Here is a 24,865-nt window from a genome sequence, read left to right on the forward strand (position 1 = left end):
AACCTAGAATCATTAGAACCGGCGAATGACGGAACTCTTCAAGAGCTTTGTGCTTGACGCGCTTCGAGAATTTGTTGCGCGTGGGCAAGCACCGGTTTGTCAACCATCTGGCCACGAAACTGGAAGCTGCTCTTTTCAGTTTTAGAGGCTTGGAGAACAGCATTTGCCCATTCGAAGTCACTGGAACTCGGGGAAAATGCAGTATGAACAATTTTTGTTTGGCGCGGATGAATACACATCATACCACCCATTCCAGACGCTCTCGCATGCTCTGCTACACGTTGAAGCCCGATTTCGTCGTTCAAATCCGTAAAAACACCATCGACCGGCGGAGGAAGGTTGCCCAGCCGAGAATTTGACACAAGCATGAACCGGGCTGTGTCGAGTGTGGATTGGCTGGCAGCATGGGATATATCCACCCCCAAATCTAGGGACAAATCAATTGTACCAAGCAGAAGACGCCCAAGGTTTTGTAAAGCCACGATCTCCTGCAGGTCGACGAGGCCATGCACGGTTTCAATGAGTGGCCAGACAGGCGTTCCTGACCTTCGTGTCAATTCCGAACAGCTCTTTGCTTCGGCTTTGGGGAGTATGATGCCTGCCAGGTTTTTGTGACTTGCCAGTGCAAGATCTTCATCGTGGAACTCGCTGTCAGTGCCATTGATCCGGATCAGTATGTCCTGGCTGACCGCCTTGTCCAGAAAGCTTTGCGCATGATAGCGTGCTTTCACTTTGGTCTCGGGTGACACCGCATCCTCAAGGTCAATGATAATGGCATGGGCACCTGCGGCTGCCGCTTTGGCAAAACGCTCTGGCCGGTCCCCGGGAACGAAGAGAAAGCTGCGGGCAGACTTCAGATCAGGCATCAGATCACCCTTTCTTTTTGCAACTTTGAGATTTCGCTACCTGAGCAGCCAAGCTCTGCAAGGAGATCAGCGGAATGTTCACCTAGCGCAGGTACGGCATCCATACGGGGCTCTGATCCAATTCCACCTGGGGGAAGCAGCGCAGGAATTGACCCCATAGGTGTTTGCACCTCGCGCCAACGATTGCGGGCTTCAAATTGCACATGATGCCAGACGTCGGACATGTCATTCATGTTCGCATTGGCGATACCGGCCCGGTCCAACCGCTCGATCACCGTTTCGGTTGTCAGATCATCGAAACTGGTTGTGATGATCTGGGTAAGTGCGATCTTGTTCTCGGCGCGCAGGCTGTTCGATGAAAATCGCGAGTCTGCTGCAAGCCCTGGTGCTTCAAGCACCAGTTCACAGAAGGCTTTCCATTCGCGTTCATTTTGAAGGCCCAGAATGACCGTGCGCCCGTCCCCGACAGAAAAGGGACCATAGGGGAAAATAGTGGCATGGCAGGCACCGGCACGCGCAGGAGGTTCAGCCCCCTCATAGGCGTAGTAGAGCGGAAAACTCATCCATTCTGTCATCGCATCCAGCATCGACAGATCAATCTCGCAGCCCTTGCTGGTTTTTTCACGCTGCATGAGCGCTGTCAGGATGTTCGTATAAGCGTACATTCCGGTCGCAATATCCGCGATTGAGATCCCGGCTTTACTTGGATCATCCGGCGTTCCGGTCGTGCTCACAAAACCGGCTTCCGACTGGATCAGAAGATCGTAGGCCTTGCGGTTTTCGTCCGGCCCACCTTTGCCGTATCCAGAGATGTTGCAGACGATGACACCGGGGTTGAACTTGGACAGCTCTTCATATCCAAGACCAAGCCGCGCCGCTGCACCTGGGGCGAGGTTTTGGACAACAACGTCCGCTTTCACGACCAGCTTTTGCAGAATCTCGGCCCCGTCAGGGTGTTTGACATCCAGCGTCAGGCTTTCTTTGGACCGGTTTGTCCAGACGAAATGCGAAGCCATCCCGTTCACGCGCGTGTCGTAGCTGCGCGCGAAATCTCCTACGCCAGGTCGCTCAACCTTGATCACGCGTGCGCCCAAGTCGGCAAGCTGGCGGGTCGCAAAAGGTGCGGCAATCGCATGTTCAAGACTTACGACTGTAATTCCTTCAAGTGGGAGCATTAGAATGACCTCGGCAGGCCGAGGACATGCTCGGCGATGTAAGACAGAATGAGATTGGTGGAGATTGGAGCGACCTGATAAAGCCGGGTTTCGCGGAATTTTCGCTCCACGTCGTATTCGTTGGCAAAACCGAACCCGCCATGAAATTGAAGGCAGGCATTGGCGGCTTCCCAGCTGGCCTTCGCTGCCAGATATTTGGCCATGTTGGCTTCAGCCCCACAGGGCTGGCCCGTGTCAAAGAGCTGGCACGCTTGGAACCGCATGAGGTTGGCGGCTTCTAGTTCGATTTTAGCTTCTGCAATAGGGAACTGAACGCCCTGGTTCTGACCAATCGGCCTGCCAAAGACTTCGCGCTCTTTGACATAGGCGCTCACCTTGTCGATGAACCAATGGCCATCACCGATACACTCAGCCGCGATCAATGTGCGTTCTGCATTGAGCCCGTCCAGTATGTAACGAAACCCCATGCCTTCTTCGCCTATCAGGTTCTCAGCGGGGATCTCCAGATCGTCAAAGAAAAGCTCATTGGTCTCGTGATTGACCATGTTGGGAATGGGGTTCACTTCCATGCCGTTGCCGATCGCATCTTTGAGATCGACCATGAAGATCGACATGCCAAGCGACTTCCTCTTGACCTGATCTATCGGGGTGGTGCGTGCCAGCAGGATCATCAGGTCCGAATGTTGAATACGACTGATCCAGACCTTTTGGCCGTTTACAACGTAGCGGTCCCCCTTCTTAACTGCGATCGTCTTGATCTTGGTGGTATCAGTCCCGGTTGTGGGTTCTGTCACCCCCATGGATTGCAGTCGCAACTCGCCACTGGCGATCCGGGGCAGATATCGCTGCTTTTGCGTGTCCGAGCCGTGGCGCAGCAACGTGCCCATATTGTACATCTGGCCGTGACAAGCGCCTGAATTGCCCCCAGCCCTGTTGATCTCTTCCATGATGACGCTGGCTTCGGTGAACCCCAGGCCCGAGCCGCCATATTCTTCCGGGATCATGGCGGCAAGCCAACCAGCCTCTGTCAGGGCGTTGACAAAAGCCACTGGATAGCCGCGCTGTTCGTCGATTGTCCGGTGATACTCTGGAGGAAATGTGGCGCAAAGTGCCCTAACGGCTTCACGGATGTCTGTGTGGTCGTACTCCATGCCAAACCTCAAGCAATTGTCGCTTTGGCGTTCATGGCTAGCGCGCCATCCTGGCGACGGGCCCAGAGACGGAAGTTCTTCCCACCCTCATCAGCCGTGCCGTGGACCGAGAAGGTTTCATTATCGAAGATTGTCGACACCGCGCGGAACTCGAAGCTCTTTACAGTCGCTTCCGGCTTTTCGCGGCGCAGCAGATCAAGCAGTAGAGTTGCCAACAGCGGTCCGTGAACGACAAGCCCAGCGTAGCCTTCTGAGTTCACACAGAATGGCTGATCGTAGTGAATCCGGTGGCCATTGAAAGTCAGCGCGGAGTAACGGAACAAGAGAACCGGATCAGGATTGATGTCGCGGGAGAGTTCGGAAGCGCTCGGAGCTTGCGGCGGTGTCAGGACCTGGGCACCCGCCTTCGGTTCCTCGCGATAGACAATGTCATGCTCTTCATCGATACCAAGCGTGCCGCCGTCAAAAACCTGGTGGCCAACGGTTACGAAGACCAATTGACCGGACCGCCCGGTTTTTGCCTTCACCGATTTGATTGTCGAAACTTTCTTTAGTTCTTGTCCAATTTGCATTGGAGCGTGGAAATTCAGCCTACTACCTGCCCACATCCGACGTGGCAAAGGCACCGGGGGAAGGAAACCACCAAGGGCAGCATGACCATCATACCCAGCATCACACAGTTTGAAGACCGGCAGGAAATGCAACCAGTGCCAAAGTGGTGGCAGTGCGGTCTCGTTGCTGTAGACCGGGTCGTCACGATCGAGTGTCGCGGCCAACGCGTTCGCCGGGAATGGCGCGATACGCTCAATCCTTTGTTCCGTTTTCCCCACCCATTCCTGGAGTTGTTCCTGTTCCATGGCACCCTCGACAGTCAGTTTCAAAGACAGGGTTACACAGTTCTTGCCTTCAGAAAATTCGCATATAAATAAGCCCGCGTTCGTGGTAGATGAACGCCATGAACCTTGAACTCATCGATCTGAAGCTCTTTGTATGCATTGCCGAATGTGGAAATCTTACACATGGAGCCGAAAAAGCATTTCTGTCGCCACCGGCAGCCAGTGCCCGTATAAAATCGCTCGAACAGGAAACCGGGCAGCAATTGTTCTTACGAAGCAACAAAGGCGTCACGCTGACCGATGCAGGCAAAGTGTTCTTACGTCAGGCGCGTTTGGTTCTCCGTCAAGTCGACTTTCTGATCGAGGAAATGATCAACCCGGATTCCGGCCACATTCGAATCTCGGCAAACACCACTGCATTGACTGAGTTCTTGCCAGAAACGCTGGCGCATTTTTTGTCAAAATGGCCGGGAGTTACGGTAGACTTACAGGAACGTCTGACACGTGACATTGTTCGCTCAGTTGCAGATGGCACATCCGATCTCGGAATAATTTCCGGTGACCCCAAGACAGATGACCTCGACATCATTCCATTCTCAACTGATAGATTGATGCTCGCAACGTCAGCTCATCATCCATTGACCAAATCCGACGGCGTAATGTTCAAAGATACCTTGAATTTTGAGCATATTTCGCTGCACGAGGGCAGTACACTCCTTGACTTTTTAAGGCGGCAATTTCGGCGTAGTGGATATGAAAAGCACCTTCGCTTACAAGTCCGGAGCTTTGAAGCGATGTGTCGGCTTATCGAAGCCGGAGTTGGGATAGGTATCGTTCCGGAATCCGCAGCCAATCGCCACAGAAAAACGATGAACATCGCCTTGTTGAATCTGCAAGATGACTGGTCAATCCGTACCCGATCTGTCCTCGTTAGAGATCGGACCAACTTACCGCCCGCAGCACGCGCGCTCGTTGATATGTTAGTTGAGTCGAGTCCAGGTGGTGAGAGATTGATGATGGAAAATTCTGCTTCAAGCGCGATCCCTTAGTATTTCTGAGAACATTGAAGAGCTAACTCTTGATCAGGTGGAAGCCCCTCACCGGGAAGATCAGGAAACCTGTGTGCCCCAAATTGGAACCTCTACATTCCAGTATGGTGGCTCGGGTCCATTATGGGGAGCATCAAGAACTGGTAGTGAATCCCCCAACAAGCTTCCGCAAACAATCCGGTCGCGGCTCTCTCCCGTAAAAGCCAGACTAGATATGTTCTTAAGCCTTTCGGCAGGCGAACTATCAAAGTGCGTTCGATCCATTGTGTGATCATCGAGTGCTGCTTCAACACTTTCTACCCAAGCGTTGTCGCGTTCCCCGACAACCAGGGTAGGTGCTGCTTCGGGATCAATGTGATAAAGCTCGCTCGATACAATACAGGCTGCGTAAAGACCGCCAGCGCCGTCCAGTTCGATACCATCCACGAACGTGCCAGGCCCGAACTGGAGGAAGAGTTCCGGCTCACCATGCACGCCGTGTTCATCAAGGCGCACGCGCGTGATCTTCTGCCCAAAGGTTTCCGCGATGTAGAGCCACCCGTTTCCATAGTCGGGACGCAGTTCATTGGTGTAGTGCAGCCCTTGCAAGACAATCGAAAAGGAATTGTCGGAATTGATCAGCCCGACATAGCCGTTCTTCACATTACGCCGATAGGCCCTTGAGCGCGGCCGCAGCTTCGATGAGACCGTCACCCAGGTTTTGCCAAGTTCATCGACATAGACAAAGTTCGCCGGTGGAAGCGCGTCTTCCTTGGCAGCGATGGCATGTGGTCTCACACCATCCGCATCCAGCTCCAAGATCCCCCCTGCATCAGAGATGTTGGCAATGAGGAACGAGCCGTCTTGCCGCAGCGCAATCCCGTTTGGCACTACCGGCATTCCGCCAAACTCAGTGTCGTCTTGCAACAGGAACTGGCGACCATCCGGAAGAATCCGCATGACGCCAGCGCCTTTATGCGAGCAAAAAATATCGCCAGAACGGGTCGCAAGCACACATTCCGGACGGCTTAAACCTTTTCCGACATAGGATATGCTTGGTTCGTTGGTCATGCCTCGAGGTTCTTCGAAATTCTCGCTTCGACTTCACGCCGCAAACGATAGGCGTCCGTGTTCGTATCTGCTTGCACGTCACTCCATTTGACCGGCTGACCTTCAGGAACATCTCTGATCAACGTGACATTGTGGGCAAGGCCGAGTGGGACGTAGCCCTCAGCAACAGAAATCGATGCTGGCCTCAAACCGCCCGCCACCGTGTATCCACCCTCGCCATCAAGGATTTCGCCCTTCTTCAGCTCTCGCTTTGAGACGGCGGCAACATCGGCGCGGAATTCATGCGCCGCCCCTGTTGGCTCCTTGCGAATACCCACTGATGCGACCGAGATCCCGAGCTCGAGCCCGATCAGGTGCCAGCGCTTGTAGTTGCACATGTAGCGTCCGCTGTCGTCGGTCACGACTTTGTACTCTTCAAAGCAGTTGCGCAGGTACTCGGTGTCCCCCTCAAAGCAGACCCAAACGCCTTTTCGAATGTCATGCGGGATCTGCTCGCCTTCTGGTGTGAGGCAAGAGATAACATCCACCATGCCCTTGTGATCCAGCACCCCGCCCTCTGAGCGCGGCCGCGCCAGATTTGGAACGTCATCGATCCCACCCGAAGGGAAGACCAGGCCATTTTCAGGGGCGTCCAACCCGCACACATTGGCGATGGCCGCACTTTCAATGGCTGGCTTCGAGCCATCCAAAAACGCGTTGAACATTTTGGGGTTCAGCCGCCCGCGTTTCGCTTGTTCTTTCGTTAGACCCCAATGATCCCACACGGTGTCAGGCGTCGACCTCCGATAATGCGGCATCCATTTGTGGCCGCGACCAGCCGCAACGACGCTGAAACCACAGCCCCGTGCCCAATCAACCAAGTCACTGGCAAGCGCAGGTTGATCTCCATATGCCATGCTGTAGATCACGTCCGCTTCCCGAGCCTTGTTAGCCAGACCGGGCCCGACAAATGCGTCTGCTTCAACTGTTACATTGATGATGTGCTTGCCGTTCTCGAACGCCTTTAGGCAGTGTGTGACGGCTGCGATCGGGCTCCCTGTGCATTCAATGATGATTTCAATTTCAGGATGCGCTGTCAGCGCTTCCCAATCATCGCCGACGAAGGTTGCGCCTGATGTTGCCGCATCATCCAAGCTGGATGCTGAGTAAGCCGCAGCATCCCAGCCAACAAGCTTCATATTGGATTTGGCAGCATCAGGACGCAGATCAACGACACCAACGATATGAATCCCCTTCAATCGAAGTGCCTGTGCAAGAAACATCGTGCCAAACTTGCCCGCCCCGATCATACCAACACGAACCGGTTGCCCGCCCGCTGCGCGCTCTTGAAGTTTTTTAAAGAGGTTCATTCGGCGTTCTCCTTGGACCAGCCTTCTTGAGTGAGGAAATCGAAATCGCAGCCTTCGTCGGCTTGCAGAACCGTCCGGCTGTAGAGCCCGCGATACCCGCGACTTTGCAGCTCCGGGAGTTTGTGCTGTTCGAGACGGCGGGCGATCTCGGCGTCATCGACCAGCAGATCGATACGCTTGTCAGCGACCGAGAGACGTACACGATCTCCATTCTCGACAGCAGCCAATGGCCCGCCAACCGCAGACTCGGGTGACATATGGAGAACGATGGTTCCGAAAGCCGTGCCAGACATCCGCGCGTCTGAAATTCGCACGATATCCTTGATACCTTTCCGCGCCAGTTTCTTTGGGATCGGCAGATACCCGGCCTCCGGCATTCCCGCAGCCACTGGTCCCGCGTTCTTCAGAACCATGATATCATCGGCCTCAATGTCGAGGTCCGGGTCATCAACGCGCCTGGCGAGATCTTCGAGACTGTCGAAGACCACGGCACGGCCTTCGACCTCAAAAAGCTCTGGTGTCGCCGCAGCGCGTTTGAAAATGGCTCCCTGCGGGGCGATGTTCCCATAAAGGCTGATCAACCCGCCCTCATTTGAAACAGGATCGTCAAACGACCGGATCACGCGGCGATCAACCCAATCAGGTTCGCCGTCCAGACGCTCCGCCAGAGTTTGACCTGTTACATCCACCGTATCGAGGTGCAGTAGGTGGCGGATCTCGCGCAAGACTGCTCCGACACCGCCAGCGGCATAGAAGTCTTCCATGTACCCTTCACCGACTGGCTTCAGATCAACCAGAACCGGCGTTTCGTCCGAGATTTCATTGAGGCGTTCGGGTGATATCTGGATGCCGAGACGACCCGCAACGGCTGTAAGGTGAACGATGGCATTGGTGGATCCGCTGACGGCCATCAGCACCCGGAAAGCGTTCTCTACCGACTTCTCGGTGATGACCTCGCTTGGTTTGCGAGGGTTCTGTATCAGATCAACCGCCAGTTTGCCGCATTCCTCAGCTGCGACCAGCCTGTCAGCGTGAACAGATGGAATGGCCGCCGTGCCAGGCAAGGACATCCCTAGCGTTTCGGCGATGCACGCCATGGTGCTCGCTGTTCCCATAACAGCGCAGGTGCCGGCAGTTGTCGCCAATCGGCCCTCGATCTCCGCTATCTCTTCCCCTTCGACCTCACCAGCGCGGAACTTGCCCCAAAAGCGGCGGCAATCAGTGCAGGCGCCCAGGCGTTCACCCTTGTGGCGACCGGTCATCATCGGGCCAGTCACAAGTTGCACGGCGGGAATGTCAGCGGACGCTGCGCCCATCAGTTGGGCTGGAACTGTCTTGTCGCAACCACCGATCAAAACCACTGCGTCCATTGGCTGCGCACGAACCATCTCCTCAGTGTCCATGGACATGAGGTTGCGGTAGACCATGCTGGTCGGGTTCAGAAAGACCTCGCCAAGTGATACCGTTGGAAACGGTCGCGGTAGAGCTCCTGCAGCCAGCACACCGCGCGAAACAGCTTCGACGAGCTCAGGCATCGCTCTGTGGCAGTTGTTGAAACCCGAAGGGGTCATGGCGATCCCGACAATCGGTTTATCGAGCATTTCCCGCGACAAACCCATCGAGCGAACAAAAGACCGACGCAGATACGCCGCAAAATCTTTATCTCCGTAGTTTGTCAGCCCACCCTGAATACCTTTTCCGTCAGCCATCGTTACCCCTCCTTCCGGCAATTGATGCCAAGCAACCGTTCATAGACGAGCACCATCGCGCCCTTGTCTTTGTCCCCATGGCCCTCAAGCAGCGCCTGCTGATAGGTGGTTGTAGCAGCGGCCAACACAGGTGCCGGGATCTGATAACGGGCTGAGACTTCAGCACCGCTGATCAGATCCTTGTAGGCCGCTTGTAGCGGGTAGCCGGTGTCAAACTTGCCTTCGAGGATCTGGGGAATGAAGTATTCCGACGCATAGCTGCGGCCGGTCCCTGAGTTCACCACCTCGGCGGTGTTTTCCGGATCAAGGCCCAGCTTCTTTGCCATCGGCAGGATTTCGGCCAGAGCCGCCACGTTGATATCGAAGAGAAGCTGATTGATCAGCTTGGTGAGCTGGCCTGAACCAACAGCGCCAGTGTGCAGGATGCGGTTCGACATTGTTGCCAGGGCTGGCCGCAGCGCCTCGACAATCTCACCATCGCCCCCGATCATCATCGTCAACGTGCCCTCCTGGGCTCGCTTCCACATGCCAGAGACGGGCGCATCGAGAAAACGCAGCCCGAGGGCTGAAAGCCGCTCGCCAATCCTGAGTGTCAGTCCGTATTCTATGGTTGAGGTATCGATGACAACCGTGTCGGCTGATAGATGCTTTGCAATCCCATGTTTAGGGTTGAACAGCGACTTTTCCACGATCCCACCACTTGGCAAGCAGGTGATCAGCACGTCCACGTTTGAGAAATCTGCAGCACTACCGGCCTTCTTAGCGCCGGCTTCAGCGGCGGCATTCATTGCGTCTTCGCTGAGATCAAAGACCATTACATTGTTTGAGCTGGCAAGGTTCGCCACCATTGGCGCGCCCATCTGACCCAATCCGACAAATCCAAATCGCATGTCGATCTCCTTCCCTTTGATTAAAGAAGAAGTATCACTGCACAGGTTTCATTCTGGCATTCTCAATCGAGAACACCCCGGTCGGGATTCGCGTGGTTGTCATAGGTTGAGAGGGCCATGTGCCCCACGGACCTTTACTGCTGTCTATCCAACGCACCAGAGCAGCGCTGCAGCTTTCTCAAGCTGGACATCATATTTTGCTCAATAAAAGGACCAAAAGCAGCTGATCCAAGCAGGCTGCCGCCACCCACCTTTGACATTGCGTTTGCCACAAACCAAACAGCGCATCGCGCCCTGTCAGGTCGTATTGGCTTCGCAACACGTGCACCTTCCATCCTGCAAAATCAACCGAAAGTAGATTATAATGCTTGCTGATTTCTTTTATCCGTATGAGCTGCTAGTCATTGGTGTAGCCTTCAACATTCAACAAATCCTTGAAGGTGCTGTCGTATCTTCTGAGACGTGCCAACCGAGCAGTATACCGGATGCCATTCTTGCCACTTGCTTTTCTCCGGCCGTATCGTCGGATCTGATTGCGGACGCACTTCGCTTGTGCGCAGTTGTCCTGATTGCAATGGTTCTGATCGCGACCTACGTGTTGAATAAGAAAAAGACGGTCGGTGCTGCGATCTTTCTGATTTCACTACCTGGTTTGCTGAGTGTTGCAGGGCTATTGCCCGCGATAAGCTTCGCACCCGAGACGATTTATTTGGGGGGTGCAGGAAACCTTGGCCGTGCCAGCGGATTTGCAGTGTTGATGCTAATCGCACTGCTTGCTGGTTGGTCGCTTGTGATTATCAGCTACGACTTGTTCAGCTTGAAGGGGAACTTCAGAAACTACTACGACCACATCTGGTATTGTACGATCGTGCTTACCGGCACTTTCTTTGTATTTGATGCCGGTCTCAACAAGACCCAAGAACAACTGAAACAGGAAAACGCAACAAGTCAAAAAGCAAGCATGTATCTAAGGCGACAGGTTGAGGATTATTTTCAGCATTGCCAACGGGCAGGAGTACAAGAGACTGCCTCATGCCAATGGGCTTCAGAGGTTCAGCAAACGCTCAGTGAATATGCCAATTACAATCCGGCGTTGTTTGTGTCTGTCGGTCCTGAAGATGATCTTGATATCTACTTTCCGTACAGCAGTACTAGTAGCCAAGAGCAGTCTCTGAACATACGGGAGCAAATCAAAGACTACAATCATGTAGCATGCCCCGTGACGAATATCGCGAACGGTGTGACTCAACTGGCTCCGGTTTCTTCAATATGTCAAACGCCGCCAGCTGCATTTTGTCCGACTTTTCCATCCCCACCAGAGGGTTTTGTAGATAAGTACATGGCTGGAAATACAGTTGCTCTTGCCAGTGAGTGTATTGTGCCTATGCTCGTTCGATCGCGATTAATACAAGAGAAGTTAAGCCAAAAAGTGAAGGATTCAGCGGATGATCTGCGATTGCGCTGGCTGACATTTCTGGCTTTGTCATTTGTGGCAGGTGGCAAAATAGCGAATGCAACAAGCAAGATTGCTTCACTTGATGATAGAGACCGCGAGCAACGTCACGTGCTTTTTAAACTGATGCTCAATGCACTGAGACTAATAAGAAGAATCTTGCGGTGGCTGATCGCAGTGTTTCTTCGCATGGTGAAGAGTTTAGTCTCAATGGTACGGGCAAACTAAATAGTCAGTTGGTGCCAAGTACAAGTGGACCCGTCGCGGGATAGAGCTGCGCCGGGTTTTCATTTGTGTTGTGCGAGCTTCGAAAGCCAATGGGTTTTTCTGGCCGAAGGCTGAATGACTGCAGAGTGAATTGCGGAAGACATTGCCGTATTCGAAGATAGTTGGTTGAGAGCGCACGGTCGCTGAACTGTCGAGCCAATGTGGTGTTCACCCGACCGGGCAGTATTGATACCTAGCTGCGGAAAGAGCAACGTCTGGGGCCCGAAATGTTACCACCGCAGGCAGAACGGTTTGTGAAATTCTTGCAACGGTCGTTTGACTGGACAGAGTATTTTGCGCCACCTCAAAACAGTTGTACAGCAGAAGCAGCTGTAAAGAATAGCCGATAAACTGGCGGATTTTCGCCAGTGTGAACTCCATAAAAAACGGCGATCTTTGGTTCGGAGCAGGTGTCAATAACGAATGCTGTCACTTCGAAGTTCTGTCATGCGAAATCCGAAAACCGTAGAGGTTCGCAGGCATGAGATTTTGGCTAAAAATAGCACCTTTCTGGCTAGCGCTTGATTTGCATTGGTTTTTCAGAATATCGCTCAACTTATTGAAAGTTAATAATTAAAATGACTTTTGACGCTACTCGATAGGCGGTTTTATGCCTGGAGAAAGTGAAGTGAGACAACGCCATCCAGTAGTTCGGTGGCGATCTGGATAACGGTGCCTTCTGACACAAAAACTTAAGCTGTTGACCTGTGAGAATCGCGTCTGTTAGGCCGATTCTAGCAATCAATTAAATGTTGCTGTTCGAGAGGAAAGAAATCCGATGCGTTCCGATCATGTCCTCATGTTCAAGGCGATTTTGACCCTTTCGGGGTCGTCTATATGCGGCTTTGCCGATCAGATTGGAAGGCATCAGAGTTCGGTACAAAACGTGCTGTCGGGGGCTCGGCGGAGCCGTTTCATCGAGGAGAAGATATGCGAACGCCTTGGCAAGCCTTTTGCAGAGGTGTTCGGCAGTGAAGAAGTGAGCGCAAAGAGTGAAGGAGATCGGAAATGACATGATCTAGAAACGAAAACCCCCCACGAAAGCTCTCGCTTGCGAAGGGGGATAACAACACTGGGTGCCGTTGATTAGACACCTCTTCATCCCGTGTTTCATAGCAAAAGTCAAGAATGGCGCGCCGCAATATGATATTGCGTCCGCTGCCGTTCGCTTTTGCAAAATCTAATTGCCCTTGATGGCAAACGGGGACGGAGCAGCACATGCTACATCTCGTGCGAAAGGCGCGACCACACACTGCGATGCCCTCAAAGGAACGAGGAGCACGCGAGTGTATGATCCTATTTTTCTACCATCTCAAAGTCGCGCGAAGCGACAGTATTCGAATAAGTCAAAAGGCAGATTGAGCGGTGTAGGTCCGGTCAGCACTTCACGGCATCCGCATCCATTCTCATTGGGTTTCGAAAGCGGTGTAGAACGTAAAGTGCGTGCATTGCTATTGGCGCGCCCCGACGTCGTCGACATCGTCGACCAACCATTTGAGATCCATGCAATCGATGAAAATGGTAAACCCTGCAAAAGCGTGCCGGACTATTTCGTCGAGTTTGACGATGGTTCTTCGGCAGCAATCGAAGTCAAACCGACAGAGCGAGTGGTGTCGCTCGACTTCGAACAGCGGTTGGAGTTTTTCAGCCAGTTCTTACGACCAGATCAAGCTGACGAAATCATCCTGATCTCAGATGACTCCTATGAGGAATGGGAGGCAATCAACGCTGAACGTCTTCTGGAGATGCGCAGGGATCTGGACGAGGAAGCGGACGCAGCGATCCGAGAGTTGGGCTTGCGTCTGACATCGCCAACGACGGTGGGCGATCTTGTCGAAAAGGCAGAGATGGGCGGCCGCGCATTTCCGGCCATCTTTCGCGCAATCTATTCCGGCGTTCTTCGTCAGGTCGAGGCAGGAACAATCAATCTTTCAACAATCGTGGAAAATGGAGCAGAAAAATGAGCAGTAAGGTAGTTTTCGCTGAGCAAACACAGCCCAAAGTGGACGGGATTTCGAAGCATATCGTGCGCTATGAAAGCAACGCGATGGTGACGTGCTGTTCCGAGACTGGCGGGTTTGAAGAACATACCTACAACGACATCATAGAAGGCCTCAATTCGGGGCGCGTGGAAGCTGATCACGCCCATTTTGGGCTGCCTTGCGCGGAATTGCGGGCGAATTTTGAAGTGGAAATGGTTTCAAACCTACCGATCCATGCGCAAAAGAAATTGTTGTTCAAGCAGGCCTATTGCGACGCACTTCTTGAACTGCTCTCGAGGGGAGAAATCAAGCGCACTGAACAAGGTCTCAAAGACAACAGGGTTCTGATCGAAGAACTGGTCAACAAGTTGTTCACAACTTCCAGTACCCGGGAACGAAAGAAATACGCTTGTAAGACCAGCTTCTGCGAACGATTTGATTTCCCGAGTGCGAGCCGGGGCCTGAAATGGCTGCGGAGATACGAAAAGATGGGGCGGTCGCCGCTTGCCTTGATCGATAAACGTTATCTCTCTGGGCGATCGGGGCTTCGGATGTGCCATGAGGCGCAAGTTTTGATGAATGACTGCGTGCTTGGATATGCATCTTACAGACGGCCGTCCAAAGTCATGGTTGCAAAGGACACACAGCGTGCTTTCCGCAAAGCAAATGTTCAGCGTATTGCAGATGGTCGCGAGCCTTTGGACATACCATCGCAGTCGACAATTATTCGGGCAATCAATGCGTTGGAGCCATATCACGTGAAGTGCGAACGAGAGGGAGTTGATGCCGCGAACCGGCACTTTGCAATTGTAGAGGAGGGTGTAGACGTCCTGCGACCGATGGAGCGCCTGGAAATTGATGAATGGAAGGTCGATCTCATAACCTTGCTAGCCAAAGCAGGTATCTTCGGGCGGCTGAGCGATGAACAGATAAATGCGCTGCCGCAAGGCCGTCGCTGGGTCTATATAGTCATCGACGTCCGGACCCGCTGTGTTTTGGGATTGAAGGTCGCATCAGATTACAGCCCGGTAGATGCGATTGCTGCCTTGGAAATGGCTACACGTGACAAAACCGAACTTGCAAAAGCCTTTGGTTGTCAAAAGCCTTGGGATCAGTTCGGCGGAATTTACAGCGTTTCGGCCGATCAAGGCTCGGCCTTCATCAGTTTCGAATTCAAGCGTGCAGTCGTAGATTTAATGGGAACGGTGTCTTTCCCGCCTGCTGGTGTTCCGAAGCTCCGTGGACATGTCGAACGGTTTTTCAACACTTTCGCGATCGAACTAATGCCACTGCTGTCCGCAAGAACATTTTCAAACGTGGTGCAGAAGGGAGATTTCGAGCCAGAAGCGATTGCCGCGTTGACCGATGACCAACTTGCTGAGGTGCTCATACGGTTCGTGGTCGATGTGTATCACCAAAAACCACATGCTGGTCTGGATGGTCAAACACCGGCAAATTGCTGGGCGGAACAGGTGGAAAAGGTGGGGCGACTTGCCCCACCGGATCGCCGCCACCGCCTTGCTGCCCTGGGACAAAACTACACCCGCACGGTGTCAGGCAGAGGTGTCAGGTTTTGCGGTATTCACTATTCCAGCCCGGAGTTGCGCGATCACTTTCTGACTTCGACCAAACGTAAGGTTCAGATCCGAGTTGACCGCAGTGACCTGGGTTGCATCGAGGTTAATCTGGATGGTGGTTGGGTTCCTGCAAAGCCTTTGGCGCAGGGATTTGACGGATTGTCACTGGAAGCCTGGACACATGCCTGCCAGATATTACGCCGCAAATACAAGGCTGAGGCAGACATTAATCAGTCATGCGTCGATCAGGCGATCGAAGATATCTCCGAATTGGATCGCCAAGCGTGTTTGCGCGTAGGTGTCACGCCTCAGGCGATGACGCCGGAACAAGTCAACCAGAACCGAAAAAAGCTGTTTTTGGGTTTGAATGTGATAGCTGGCCAGAAAACAGCCTCCAACGCGAAGAAGCGTGAGTTGTTGGGGTTTCGCTTTCCGAGAGGCGGGCGACCGGTCAAAACTGCGGAAATCGAAGTTTCATTGGCTGAAGAGGACGAAATGCCTGATTTCAATCGGGAACTTACCTGCAAGTTGGAGGATGAGTGATGGAATTGGATCGTCCAGAAGAGATCAGCCAGATAGTGGCTGATCTATCCGCCCGTTTCGTCAGTCACGCTGGCTACAGAGAGTTAGAGCGAGAATTCAATCGCCTCCTTTGGAAGCGTCGCGCAAACATCGCCTCCGGGCGTAGTCCTGAAGCACGAGGACTGATTGTCATTGGGAATTCGGGCAGCGGTAAGACTACGGCCGTGGATCGCTTGATCGCGCGCCATCCTCAGTTGGACCTTGGTAGGGATGGATCAGAGACCCTTGAAGCATTGTCGGTTCGTGTGCCCAGCCCAGCCAGTCTGAAGTTTGTCGGTGAGAAAACTCTACACGGCTTTGGGATCACGACCGAACGAAGCAGGACCAGCAATTGGTTTTGGGACAAGGTGCAATTTCATGCGAAAAGTCGGGGCACGCTCTTTGTGCACTATGACGAAGCACAGGATTTCATCTCGAACTCCAAAGGCACCGAAATCAAACCAGTCATGCAGACGCTCAAATCGTTCATGCAAAACAAACAATGGCCGGTTGGGTTGGTGCTCTCAGGATTGCCTTGGTTGAAGGAATTGATGAACCTGGATGCCCAACTGTGGAGGCGCTTCAAACCCATTCATTTCCCGCAAATCAGCTATACAACCCATGGCCCGGATATCTTGGCGATATTGGAATCATATGTGGGTGTCGTGGGCCTGAAGCTGGGTGAAGGCATCAACAACAAATCGTTCTTGCGCCGCCTGATACATGCCGGATCCAATGAATTCGGCATTACGGTCGAAATGATCGTGAATGCGATTGAGGAGGCCTTGCTGGATGACAGCAGAACCATCAGCATTCACCACTTCGCAGAGATGTATCAGTCGAGGGTTGGGTGTGTCCAAGCGCTTAACCCCTTTGTGGCTGATGATTTCAAAGTGATCGATGCTGGGAAGCTACTGGGCGGGATCGATGACCTCCAATCTGAGAGGATGAGTCAGGCGATCGAAAGCTATCGGAGGGCAAGCTGATGTCAGGAAAGCTTCCTCTTAGCGTTAACCTTGTCGACGGAGAAACGCCCGCGTCACTCGCAGTTCGGCTGGGCCGTAAGAATGGCAGTGAGTATGCTGCAGATTTTTGTCTGGATCGGGGTTTTCGATTGCAGGATGTAGCGGATGGCAGAGCTCAGGCTTTGTCGTCACTCGCTGTGCTCGGCGGAGTGAGCTTGGCCGACTTGAAGCGATTTTTGGTCGAGAGAATAGGCGACACGCAGTATTCGGTTGCTGGTCAAAGACTGGAAAAAAGATGGATACAACGTTCCAGGCTTCGTTTCTGCCCCCGTTGTGTCGCCGAGGATTTTAGTAACCCAACGCTTCATGGCTCGGCCCTCCGCGCTTACTGGCATGTTCCATTCATACGGACCTGTCAAAAGCATCAGGTGCCAATTATGGAAATCGACCACGTCTGCCATACAAGAGGTCCCCACGATTTCACGGGTCGATTGAAGGATCTTGGGTTCAGGCAGGAAAAGCTCGTCCGAAATTACGGACAGCGCACCCCATCGACCCTTGAAGCCTATCTGACCGGGCGGATCGATGGGTTTTCGCAAGATCCGTGGTTGGACAGGTTACCTTTCAATGCTGTCGCAATGGCCAGCGAAGCTCTTGGATTGATGTTGGCCTTCGGTCGTGACAGGAAAATAGGCGCCTTGTCACCCGGAGAGCGGATTGAAGCTGGGGCTGCAGGGTTCGGAGTGGTTCGTGATGGAGAAGAAGCCATTCGAGCTTGTCTGGTAAACCTCCACCAACGCGGCGGCGCTCCAACCTGGTTTCAACGGCAATTCTATGGCTACTTCTTCCTATGGTTAGAGGCTTCGCATTCTGAACTTTACGAATCCATCAGAAAGATCATGCGAGATCACATTGTGCAGACTTATCCGATTGAAGACGGTGAAGTCATATTGGGGGAAGCATGCAAGCGCCGGCGGGTCTATAGCATCAGGACTTTGAAAGAAGCGACTGGAATTGAGCCTAAGAAGCTCAAACACATTTTACATCAACACGGTTTTCTGGGCAGAGATGAAAAGACTGGCAAGTTCGAAAGGGGTATTGTCTTCAGCGCGGAAGATGTTGACCCAATAGTCGCACGTTTCAAAGGGTCAGTTTGCCAATTGGCTGCACGCAGACGTGTCAACGCCCCGCGCGCGCAGTTCGATGTACTCTTGAAGGCTGGATTCATAGAGCCAATTGGCGGGGTGGGTGATGCCCGACCAAGTTATGATCCTAAAGGACTTGATGATTTCCTTACATCTCTGCAGGAAAATTCGACGCCAGTGGAGGCGGACAACGAGCATTGCGTTGATATCCAGACTGCGTGCCGTAAGACGGTGACGGGGGCGGCGGAGATTGTTGATCTCATATTGTCCAGGCGATTGAAGTTCGTCGGCCGGCGATTAGGGCAGAAAGGATACTTGTCGTTGCGAGTTGATCCTCGCGAGATAGCTGAGCAGATGAGGTTGGCTGCTCCCAAGGGGTATATGAAACCAGAACTCAGAACTCTTCTGGGTGTGAATGATCCGGCGATCAGATACCTGGCTGATACTGGTTTGCTTCCGACCAGCAAATCTCGCCACCCAGTATCACGAAAAGCTATATCTATCGTCACTTACGATGCGATGGACGCGTTCCTGTCGAAGTATGTGCCGGTAAAGCTTATGTCCGAGGTCTGGGGAATCCACATCCGCACTGTGGGGTACGGGCTGTTGAAGCGTGGTGCGACGTTGCTACCGATGCCCAAAGAATGCAGCGGTAGGATATTTTTGCGTCATGATTTGCAACGTGTCACCGATCGCCAAATACCTGATGCAAAATCTGCGATGGAGATGTTCAGCAACTGGGCGAAGATCGAAGGGGTCGGAGATTTCAGACCCCAATGAAACGTTGCTTCCGTAGGTGCGTGCAAAACTGAAAACTTGTGTCTCCGGGCCGCGCCGCAGAAATCAGTGGCCCGGCTAATCAATATCTCTGATCATATCCAAGATACCTTTGCGCAAACTGTCTCTCGCGTATTGAACAGTGAGAAGTGCCTGTTCGATCTCGTGATCATCGCCGCTGTCATAAGCCTCCTTAATCAGTTCGAACTGTGCGGTTTGGCTCTTAGCGAGTGCGTATTCCTCTTGTATATTATTGACTGGTTCTTTCCTTTTTTTGCTCGTTGTTGGTTGTGGAGTTTACTGCCTTGTTTGCATGCTATGCTGTCAAAAGGACACCTTTTCTGAAAATAGTGGCTACTTTAGCATGCGGCTATGTTTGATGCTCGCAACAAAACAAGGGCCTTCTGCCATGAAAAAGGTCATTCCGGATGGTTCGCATCATGTTGTGTGGCGTTTCATGCGACATGACCTAAACGTTTCAATAGGTCATTTTGGCTGTTGATATGAGTAAACGGCCTCGGGTTTCTTCCGGGGCCGTTTGCAAATCTAACAAGGAAAGACGAATGAGATGGCGCGGCGCTGAAAAAATTATCAGGCTTTGAGACGAGGGGTGGGAACCGGTCATTCGCGGCAAAGGGATCAAGGTCCGCTTTTTTTGTGCTAAATTACACGATTGGTTTACCTACAATCCTAGTCTACCTGCCGTCGAATAGGCTTCTATTCTTTGCATGCGCGGTGCGTTGTAGACCGCACAAACCGGACATTGGATGTACTGATAACTAAAGGCGAGCGCGCGCAACAAAACTGCCATTTGGAAAATCAGGTCGCTTCCCTATCTACTGATATCCGTCTGGGTCGTTAGGGGTGTGTAGCAATGTGCCTTCAAACGCATCGAGATCATCAGTCATTTGCAGCCAAGGCAACTGGCTTTGCTTGTTAACGTGAAAAGTCGGTTTGAAGTCTTCCGGGTTTTCGAGTGACGCAGCGTAGAGGTGCATACCGCCCGGATAGTGATCGGCTTCAAATCCAATGGGTGATCCGCACGTTCCGCAAAAGTGCCTGAAAACGCCTTTGGAACTTTCATAAGTACGAGGTTTATCGCCGGTCCATTCAAAGGCCTCTATTGGAACACCGAACCACGCAACCACTGGCGCGGCACAATTCCGGCGGCAGTCATCGCAGTGGCAATAGCATGCCCATGTTTGATCACCCCGGTAGATCCAGCTTGTTTTTTTACACAGACAATACCCACGCGTCGCCATTCGATTTTCCTCCAAACCTCCGGAAATATAGGACGCAGGCGGTTTTTGAGATGGATATTTTGGGACGTTTCATCAGCGGAAAACGTCGGAATTTAAGGTCGATTTGGGCTCGACGCCGCTGCTATCTGCAATGCGCCCTGACTGGCCGAAAGAGCCCAAAGTCGCCTTTGATCAAGCTTCGGTCTTTCGCGCGTGCAGCAAGTCGCGAACCGCAGATTCCGGACTTTCAGATCCGCCAGGTAAAGGTCGACTTTGCGGGATGTCGTCGTCGTTGAAGCTTTGTTCACAATGTTAGCTTTGCACGCTTCGCCGCACCAGCTAACAACAGAAAGGATGAAAATCCGAATTTTTGCTTGAACAGGTGCGCGTATGATTGCCAAATTCCCAACGGTCGTGATTGACGGAGTGTTTTTAGGCAAGGTTCAAGAACGTTGGCAGGGTCGGCCGCCTTCCGCCATTGGCAAATCTACTGTCCATGGGCGGCAGAAGATTGATGAATTAGGTTTCACGGGCGATGCGCAAGCAGATCTAAAACACCATGGCGGCCGCGATAAAGCTATTCATCACTATGCAACAGATCATTATCCACTCTGGATTGCGGAAGGAGAGATTCCCGATGGCACAATTCCAGCAGCGTTCGGCGAGAACATTGCGACCCATGGCCTGACGGAAGACATCCTCTGCATAGGCGATATATTGAAGCTGGGAAGCGCAACCGTTCAGATCAGCCAGGGCCGTCAACCTTGTTGGAAAGTGTCCGAATATACCAATAACAAGCGCATGGCCTATCGGTTTCAAAAGACTGGCCGCACGGGTTGGTACTACCGGGTTTTGGATCACGGTGCGGCGGGTGCTGGCGACGAGGTGACAGTTTTGGAGCGCCCTCAACCTGATTGGACCGTAAAGCGAGTTACTTTGGCACGATTATCCAGACAGACCTCACAAGGCGAAGCGGAAACCCTGGCTTTGATGCCAGAACTGGCGGATGGATGGCGCCAAGCATTTGCGAAAATGGCATCGGGAAACCTGCTGGAAGATCAGAGCAAACGGCTGGAAGGATGAAAGACGGAGTAGAAGGAGTTGAACTATACACGCCAGCTGGCGGTCGCTCTCTCTCGTTGCGACGTGAAGCGAGGATGATCAGGATATTTGAGCGATAAGCCTCACATTCAATATCCGATTTCTATGCTTCCCCGCTATTTGCTCCACTTGCTGCATTGGGTGCGTTGGGACACAGAGCGGACGTTTTGTGCAGCAGGTATAGACGGGTAATCTAAGCCTTTTGCTAACCTCCTTTAACCTTTGAGAATTCGCGAATGCAGCAAGTTGTGAACTGCGTATTCCGGGCGTTAGGACCGCGGCCCGCCAATTCTATTCAAGCGCCATATGGATTAAGCCGCTACCAAACACTAGCAGCGGCTCAGTCCAACCATTCTTGGGGTGACCCCGGAAAGGCCGTTTGAGCCCTTACATGACTTTCGTCTATCAAGCCGCTTGGCTAGTGCGGCAATTGACGACCAGCCCAAAGTAGACCTTCGACTGGCGCTCCTGATGCCGCGGCCGCAACCCACATCGCTGCCGTTCGTGGACACTAGTATGAGGCTGGAAATCGCCCCACAAACAGAAGAAGGCATTTTGTGGAGTTCAGATTTCAATCTGGCTAATGATCTGAGCAAATGATGCCCCGTGCATATCCCGGTCATATACGGTCCCCTGAATTGCGGGGCGGGGTATGCTGATCTTCACTACATTCAGATCAGCTATGTCGAAACGCTTCAGGGTATCGGCGTCAGATTGTAGACGGGATGCCAGTACATCGGTGTCGAGACCGTTGCTGACACGCTGGAACACCTCAGGCGAACCACAGAAAACATCTATGGTCAGCCAGAACGGACCCGCGTTTTTGGACCTTACCTTGTAAACGATGTCTCCAAGCTTGCTCATCCGCCGATCTCCTCGACTTGAAGGCTGAATGCCTGCATCGGGTCGTCCAGATTCAGAACGTGATTGATGCAGAATTCGTAGATTTTGCCTCGTGACATTTCGGCTGGTGAAAAGGGAAATGCGAAGGTTGGCATTTCTTCCTGTTCAGTCAGCGGGTGATGCAAAAGATATGGGTTTAGCATCTTGGCAACTTCGCTGCTCAGGGTCTCTGACTCTGCGGTTACAATGCCCAGAACACCCACTTCAGTTCCTGTTACACCATCGGGCTCCAACGCGCCCAGTGTTGCGTTTTCCCCGATACGCCGAAGTTCGATAGTGAAATCTCCATCCAGACGCTCTTTGGCCTTTGAAGTGCAGCGCGATTGAATATCGTTACACCACTCTTGGACATGGGCAACGTATCGCGGGTCACGCACTAGCGCGAGAGAAACGGTCTGATAACCGGCCAGTTTCGCTCCCTCCAGCTTGACCGTGTAGTTGGGATTTTCGACCCAGATGCTGCCTTCGACCCTTACCTGACGGTCATCGAGTGCGTCGTATTTTGCTTTCGTCACATCGAGATAGCCGCCGGGTTCATGAAGGATGTAGGGGTCAGAGTTTTCATAGAGCATATGGGCGGAAACCGTGTGCGGCGTAGCACGTGCCTCGGCACCCATTGGTGTTACCGTAAATCCGGTCGCGTCGAACTCGATCAGGATGGTGCCTGAATTCGGGCTGGTTGTGGCCAGCGCACCGCATTCGCCGATCTTGGCGCCGTGCCATGCGCCTCCGGCATGGCAACCACGTGCCAATGGTAGCGCCGAGATTATCGCGGTGTCTGTCGTGCGACCGGCGATAACAATATCGGCCCCTGTGTCCAGAGCGGCCTGAACCTGCTCGGCCCCTGCAAGTGCCACAATGTTACTGCACGCGGCAAAGGTTTCCTCGTCAATTTCCGGCGCGGCGGGAAGGGCGCTGATCCGACTTTCGCGGAAGGCCTGTGCCATCTCTTGCGGGTTTTGCCCACTCTTGAGGATGGCCAGTTTCAGATGTTCGCCGGTCTCCGCTGCGATCTCGCGCGTGATATCGACCAGCCAATCTACTGCGTCATCTGCACCGCATGTCCCGGCAGTGCCAATGACCAGCGGTACGCCGGCCGTGGCCCGAGCCGCCATGAGCTCTCGCCATTCAGCCTTGGTGGACCCGCGCGAGTATTTCGACGTCCCCGTTCCAAGGTAGTGGGGTCCACTGTCAGTGGACCCCCCATCGATTGCAATGATATCAGGTTTCTGAGTGATGCCCCGAGCAAGTGCAGCCGGATCATAACCAAGCCCAAGCGCACCGCAGGGGATGAGAACCTTAACCATCAGTCGGTGATCCTTTGTGGTTTCTTCAGAACATTGCGCAGGAACATCGGAGCAACGAAACCAAGCACGGCAACAACCCATAGCGTGATCGCGATGCCTGAACTGAACAGATAGGTCCAGTCACCATCCGACAGCACCATTGCGCGGCGCAGGCTATCCTCCATATGACCACCCAGCAGGATGCCCAGAATGATCGGCACCGTAGGCACATCCAGCTTTCGCAGGATCCAGCCCAGCACACCAAAACCCACCATCAGCAACAGATCGAAATAGCTGCCGGACAGCGAGTAGATGCCTACAAAGCTGACCATGGTGACACCCGGCAGCAGAATCCAGGGCGGAACGCTCAGGATCTTTACGAAGATCTTCACCATAGGAACGTTCATCAACAACAGCACAAAGTTGGCAATCAACAGTGAGGCGATCAGCCCCCAGACCACTTCGGGCCGTTCTGTGAACAAGGTCGGACCTGGAGTGATGTTGAGTGTCATCAAAAGCGCCAGCAGAACAGCGGTGGTTCCGGACCCGGGAACGCCCAGGGTCAGCATCGGAACCAGAGCGCCACCCGCAGCGGCGTTGTTGCCCGCCTCAGGTGCCGCAACACCTCTGGCAACGCCTGTTCCGAACTTGCCCTCTTCCCCGGCAACCGACTTTTCGGTCATGTAGGCAAGGAATGAGCCAAGCGAGGCACCTGCACCGGGCAAGATGCCAGCAATAAACCCGATCACTGATCCGCGAAGCTGGGTCATCTTGGTGGACCAGATTTCCTTCCACGGAACCGTAACCTTGTCGAGCTTCACGCCGATCGAGGTGTTCTTGCCATGGCTTTCGATAAAAAAGAACACCTCGGCAATGGCGAACAGACCAACGATGGCGACCAGAAAGTCGATGCCATCAAACAGGTGCATATTGCCAAAAGACAGGCGCGGCAGGCCCGAGTTGTTGTCCACTCCGATCATGGCGATGCCCAAACCAATGCACGACGCAATCGCCGCCTTGGCCTGATTGTTCGAGGCGATGCCGCCAAGGGTTGCGAAGGCCAGAAGGTATAGCGCAAAGTACTCTGCCGGTCCGAATTTGAAGGCGACCTGCGCCAGCATTGGGGCCAACAGCATCAGGCCGATGGTCGACAGAAAAGCGCCGGTGAACGAAGCCACACCGGATATGACCAGCGCGTCGCCCGCCCGTCCGGCCTTGGCCATCGGATAACCATCCAGCGTCGTCATGAGCGCCGGTTCGTCGCCAGGAATGTTCAGCAAGATCGAACTGATCCGGCCACCATACATGGCGCCATAATAAACTGCGGTCATCAGCACCAACGCACTGGTGGCATCCAGCCCCATCGAGAACGTAAGCGGGATCAGGATCGCGACGCCATTTGACGGACCAAGGCCCGGAAGCGCTCCGATAATGGTTCCGATGAAACAGCCGAAAACGGCCAGCATCAGGGTGAATGGGCTTAGGGCTATGCCAAAGCCCGTTGCGAGATTTGCAAAGAGATCCATGGGGTA

General features: G+C 53.3%; 21 protein-coding genes. 8 read left to right on the top strand and 13 right to left on the bottom strand.

The genetic code is table 11. The features are described 5' to 3' along the window. Positions 1-38 precede the first annotated feature (38 nt). Genes ACR0IO_RS19110 through ACR0IO_RS19125 form a run of 4 tightly spaced genes read right to left on the bottom strand, consistent with a single transcriptional unit; the run spans position 39 to position 4,073 of the window. A complete protein-coding gene (locus tag ACR0IO_RS19110) occupies positions 39-866 on the bottom strand; it encodes an HpcH/HpaI aldolase/citrate lyase family protein (RefSeq protein WP_480743733.1) in 828 nt (275 codons plus the stop codon). Then, on the bottom strand, positions 866-2,041 hold the full coding sequence (locus ACR0IO_RS19115) for a CaiB/BaiF CoA transferase family protein (protein WP_480743735.1): 1,176 nt from the start codon (positions 2,039-2,041) through the stop codon (positions 866-868). The genes ACR0IO_RS19110 and ACR0IO_RS19115 overlap by 1 nt, the downstream gene beginning before the upstream one ends. Then, the gene (locus tag ACR0IO_RS19120; RefSeq protein WP_480743738.1) at positions 2,041-3,192 is read right to left on the bottom strand and encodes an acyl-CoA dehydrogenase family protein; all 1,152 of its coding nucleotides are present in this window, start codon (positions 3,190-3,192) and stop codon (positions 2,041-2,043) included. The genes ACR0IO_RS19115 and ACR0IO_RS19120 overlap by 1 nt, the downstream gene beginning before the upstream one ends. Before the next feature lie 8 nt (positions 3,193-3,200). Beyond that, on the bottom strand, positions 3,201-4,073 hold the full coding sequence (locus ACR0IO_RS19125) for an HTD2 family dehydratase (RefSeq protein ID WP_480743740.1): 873 nt from the start codon (positions 4,071-4,073) through the stop codon (positions 3,201-3,203). A gap of 65 nt (positions 4,074-4,138) precedes the next feature. Here ACR0IO_RS19125 and ACR0IO_RS19130 point away from each other — a divergent pair, with 65 nt between their 5' ends. After that, positions 4,139-5,077 (top strand): LysR family transcriptional regulator, encoded by a 939-nt coding sequence (locus ACR0IO_RS19130; protein ID WP_480743743.1) that lies wholly within the window; start codon positions 4,139-4,141, stop codon positions 5,075-5,077. Positions 5,078-5,137: 60 nt separating this feature from the next. Here ACR0IO_RS19130 and ACR0IO_RS19135 read toward each other — a convergent pair whose 3' ends face one another. The 4 genes from ACR0IO_RS19135 to ACR0IO_RS19150 form a co-directional block, all read right to left on the bottom strand. Next, complete coding sequence (locus ACR0IO_RS19135) at positions 5,138-6,016, bottom strand: SMP-30/gluconolactonase/LRE family protein (protein ID WP_480743747.1); 879 nt, start codon at positions 6,014-6,016, stop codon at positions 5,138-5,140. A 107-nt stretch (positions 6,017-6,123) separates the two neighbouring features. Further along, a complete protein-coding gene (locus ACR0IO_RS19140) occupies positions 6,124-7,476 on the bottom strand; it encodes an NAD(P)H-dependent oxidoreductase (protein WP_480743749.1) in 1,353 nt (450 codons plus the stop codon). Next, complete coding sequence (locus ACR0IO_RS19145) at positions 7,473-9,185, bottom strand: dihydroxy-acid dehydratase (RefSeq protein WP_480743751.1); 1,713 nt, start codon at positions 9,183-9,185, stop codon at positions 7,473-7,475. The genes ACR0IO_RS19140 and ACR0IO_RS19145 overlap by 4 nt, the downstream gene beginning before the upstream one ends. Positions 9,186-9,187: 2 nt before the next feature. Continuing rightward, positions 9,188-10,075 carry an NAD(P)-dependent oxidoreductase gene (locus ACR0IO_RS19150; protein WP_480743753.1) on the bottom strand — a complete coding sequence of 296 codons (888 nt, stop codon included), beginning with the start codon at positions 10,073-10,075 and terminating at the stop codon, positions 9,188-9,190. Positions 10,076-10,439: 364 nt separating this feature from the next. On the opposite strand from ACR0IO_RS19150, the gene ACR0IO_RS19155 reads away from it, so the two are divergent. Continuing rightward, positions 10,440-11,756: a hypothetical protein gene (locus ACR0IO_RS19155; RefSeq protein WP_480743756.1), complete on the top strand. Its 1,317-nt coding sequence runs from the start codon at positions 10,440-10,442 to the stop codon at positions 11,754-11,756. A 207-nt stretch (positions 11,757-11,963) separates the two neighbouring features. Here the strand turns inward: ACR0IO_RS19155 and ACR0IO_RS19160 are convergent, their stop codons facing one another. Beyond that, entirely contained in the window at positions 11,964-12,176 is a 213-nt protein-coding gene (locus ACR0IO_RS19160; RefSeq protein ID WP_480743758.1) for a hypothetical protein, read from the bottom strand. Between the two features lie 397 nt (positions 12,177-12,573). Here ACR0IO_RS19160 and ACR0IO_RS19165 point away from each other — a divergent pair, with 397 nt between their 5' ends. From ACR0IO_RS19165 to ACR0IO_RS19185, 5 genes are all read left to right on the top strand, one after another. Continuing rightward, positions 12,574-12,807 carry a hypothetical protein gene (locus ACR0IO_RS19165; protein ID WP_480588085.1) on the top strand — a complete coding sequence of 78 codons (234 nt, stop codon included), beginning with the start codon at positions 12,574-12,576 and terminating at the stop codon, positions 12,805-12,807. Between the two features lie 274 nt (positions 12,808-13,081). Beyond that, positions 13,082-13,759 carry a TnsA endonuclease N-terminal domain-containing protein gene (locus ACR0IO_RS19170; RefSeq protein WP_480743761.1) on the top strand — a complete coding sequence of 226 codons (678 nt, stop codon included), beginning with the start codon at positions 13,082-13,084 and terminating at the stop codon, positions 13,757-13,759. Beyond that, positions 13,756-15,897 (top strand): transposase, encoded by a 2,142-nt coding sequence (locus ACR0IO_RS19175; protein WP_480743763.1) that lies wholly within the window; start codon positions 13,756-13,758, stop codon positions 15,895-15,897. The genes ACR0IO_RS19170 and ACR0IO_RS19175 overlap by 4 nt, the downstream gene beginning before the upstream one ends. Beyond that, the gene (locus tag ACR0IO_RS19180; protein ID WP_480743765.1) at positions 15,897-16,901 is read left to right on the top strand and encodes an ATP-binding protein; all 1,005 of its coding nucleotides are present in this window, start codon (positions 15,897-15,899) and stop codon (positions 16,899-16,901) included. The genes ACR0IO_RS19175 and ACR0IO_RS19180 overlap by 1 nt, the downstream gene beginning before the upstream one ends. Further along, on the top strand, positions 16,901-18,805 hold the full coding sequence (locus tag ACR0IO_RS19185; protein ID WP_480743768.1) for a TniQ family protein: 1,905 nt from the start codon (positions 16,901-16,903) through the stop codon (positions 18,803-18,805). The genes ACR0IO_RS19180 and ACR0IO_RS19185 overlap by 1 nt, the downstream gene beginning before the upstream one ends. A gap of 833 nt (positions 18,806-19,638) precedes the next feature. Here ACR0IO_RS19185 and ACR0IO_RS19190 read toward each other — a convergent pair. After that, positions 19,639-20,064 carry a GFA family protein gene (locus ACR0IO_RS19190; protein ID WP_196223522.1) on the bottom strand — a complete coding sequence of 142 codons (426 nt, stop codon included), beginning with the start codon at positions 20,062-20,064 and terminating at the stop codon, positions 19,639-19,641. Positions 20,065-20,433: 369 nt separating this feature from the next. On the opposite strand from ACR0IO_RS19190, the gene ACR0IO_RS19195 reads away from it, so the two are divergent. Then, complete coding sequence (locus ACR0IO_RS19195; protein WP_480743771.1) at positions 20,434-21,126, top strand: MOSC domain-containing protein; 693 nt, start codon at positions 20,434-20,436, stop codon at positions 21,124-21,126. 582 nt (positions 21,127-21,708) lie between these two features. Here ACR0IO_RS19195 and ACR0IO_RS19200 read toward each other — a convergent pair. From ACR0IO_RS19200 to ACR0IO_RS19210, 3 genes are read right to left on the bottom strand one after another with little or no spacing between them, the layout of a single operon-like run. Then, positions 21,709-22,008: a DUF4387 family protein gene (locus tag ACR0IO_RS19200; RefSeq protein ID WP_480743774.1), complete on the bottom strand. Its 300-nt coding sequence runs from the start codon at positions 22,006-22,008 to the stop codon at positions 21,709-21,711. After that, complete coding sequence (locus tag ACR0IO_RS19205) at positions 22,005-23,354, bottom strand: acyclic terpene utilization AtuA family protein (RefSeq protein ID WP_480743776.1); 1,350 nt, start codon at positions 23,352-23,354, stop codon at positions 22,005-22,007. The genes ACR0IO_RS19200 and ACR0IO_RS19205 overlap by 4 nt, the downstream gene beginning before the upstream one ends. Next, positions 23,354-24,859, bottom strand: a complete 1,506-nt coding sequence (locus ACR0IO_RS19210; RefSeq protein ID WP_155148172.1) for a tripartite tricarboxylate transporter permease — start codon at positions 24,857-24,859, stop codon at positions 23,354-23,356. The genes ACR0IO_RS19205 and ACR0IO_RS19210 overlap by 1 nt, the downstream gene beginning before the upstream one ends. Positions 24,860-24,865 lie beyond the last annotated feature (6 nt).

Source organism: Ruegeria sp. CE12, from assembly GCF_056537525.1.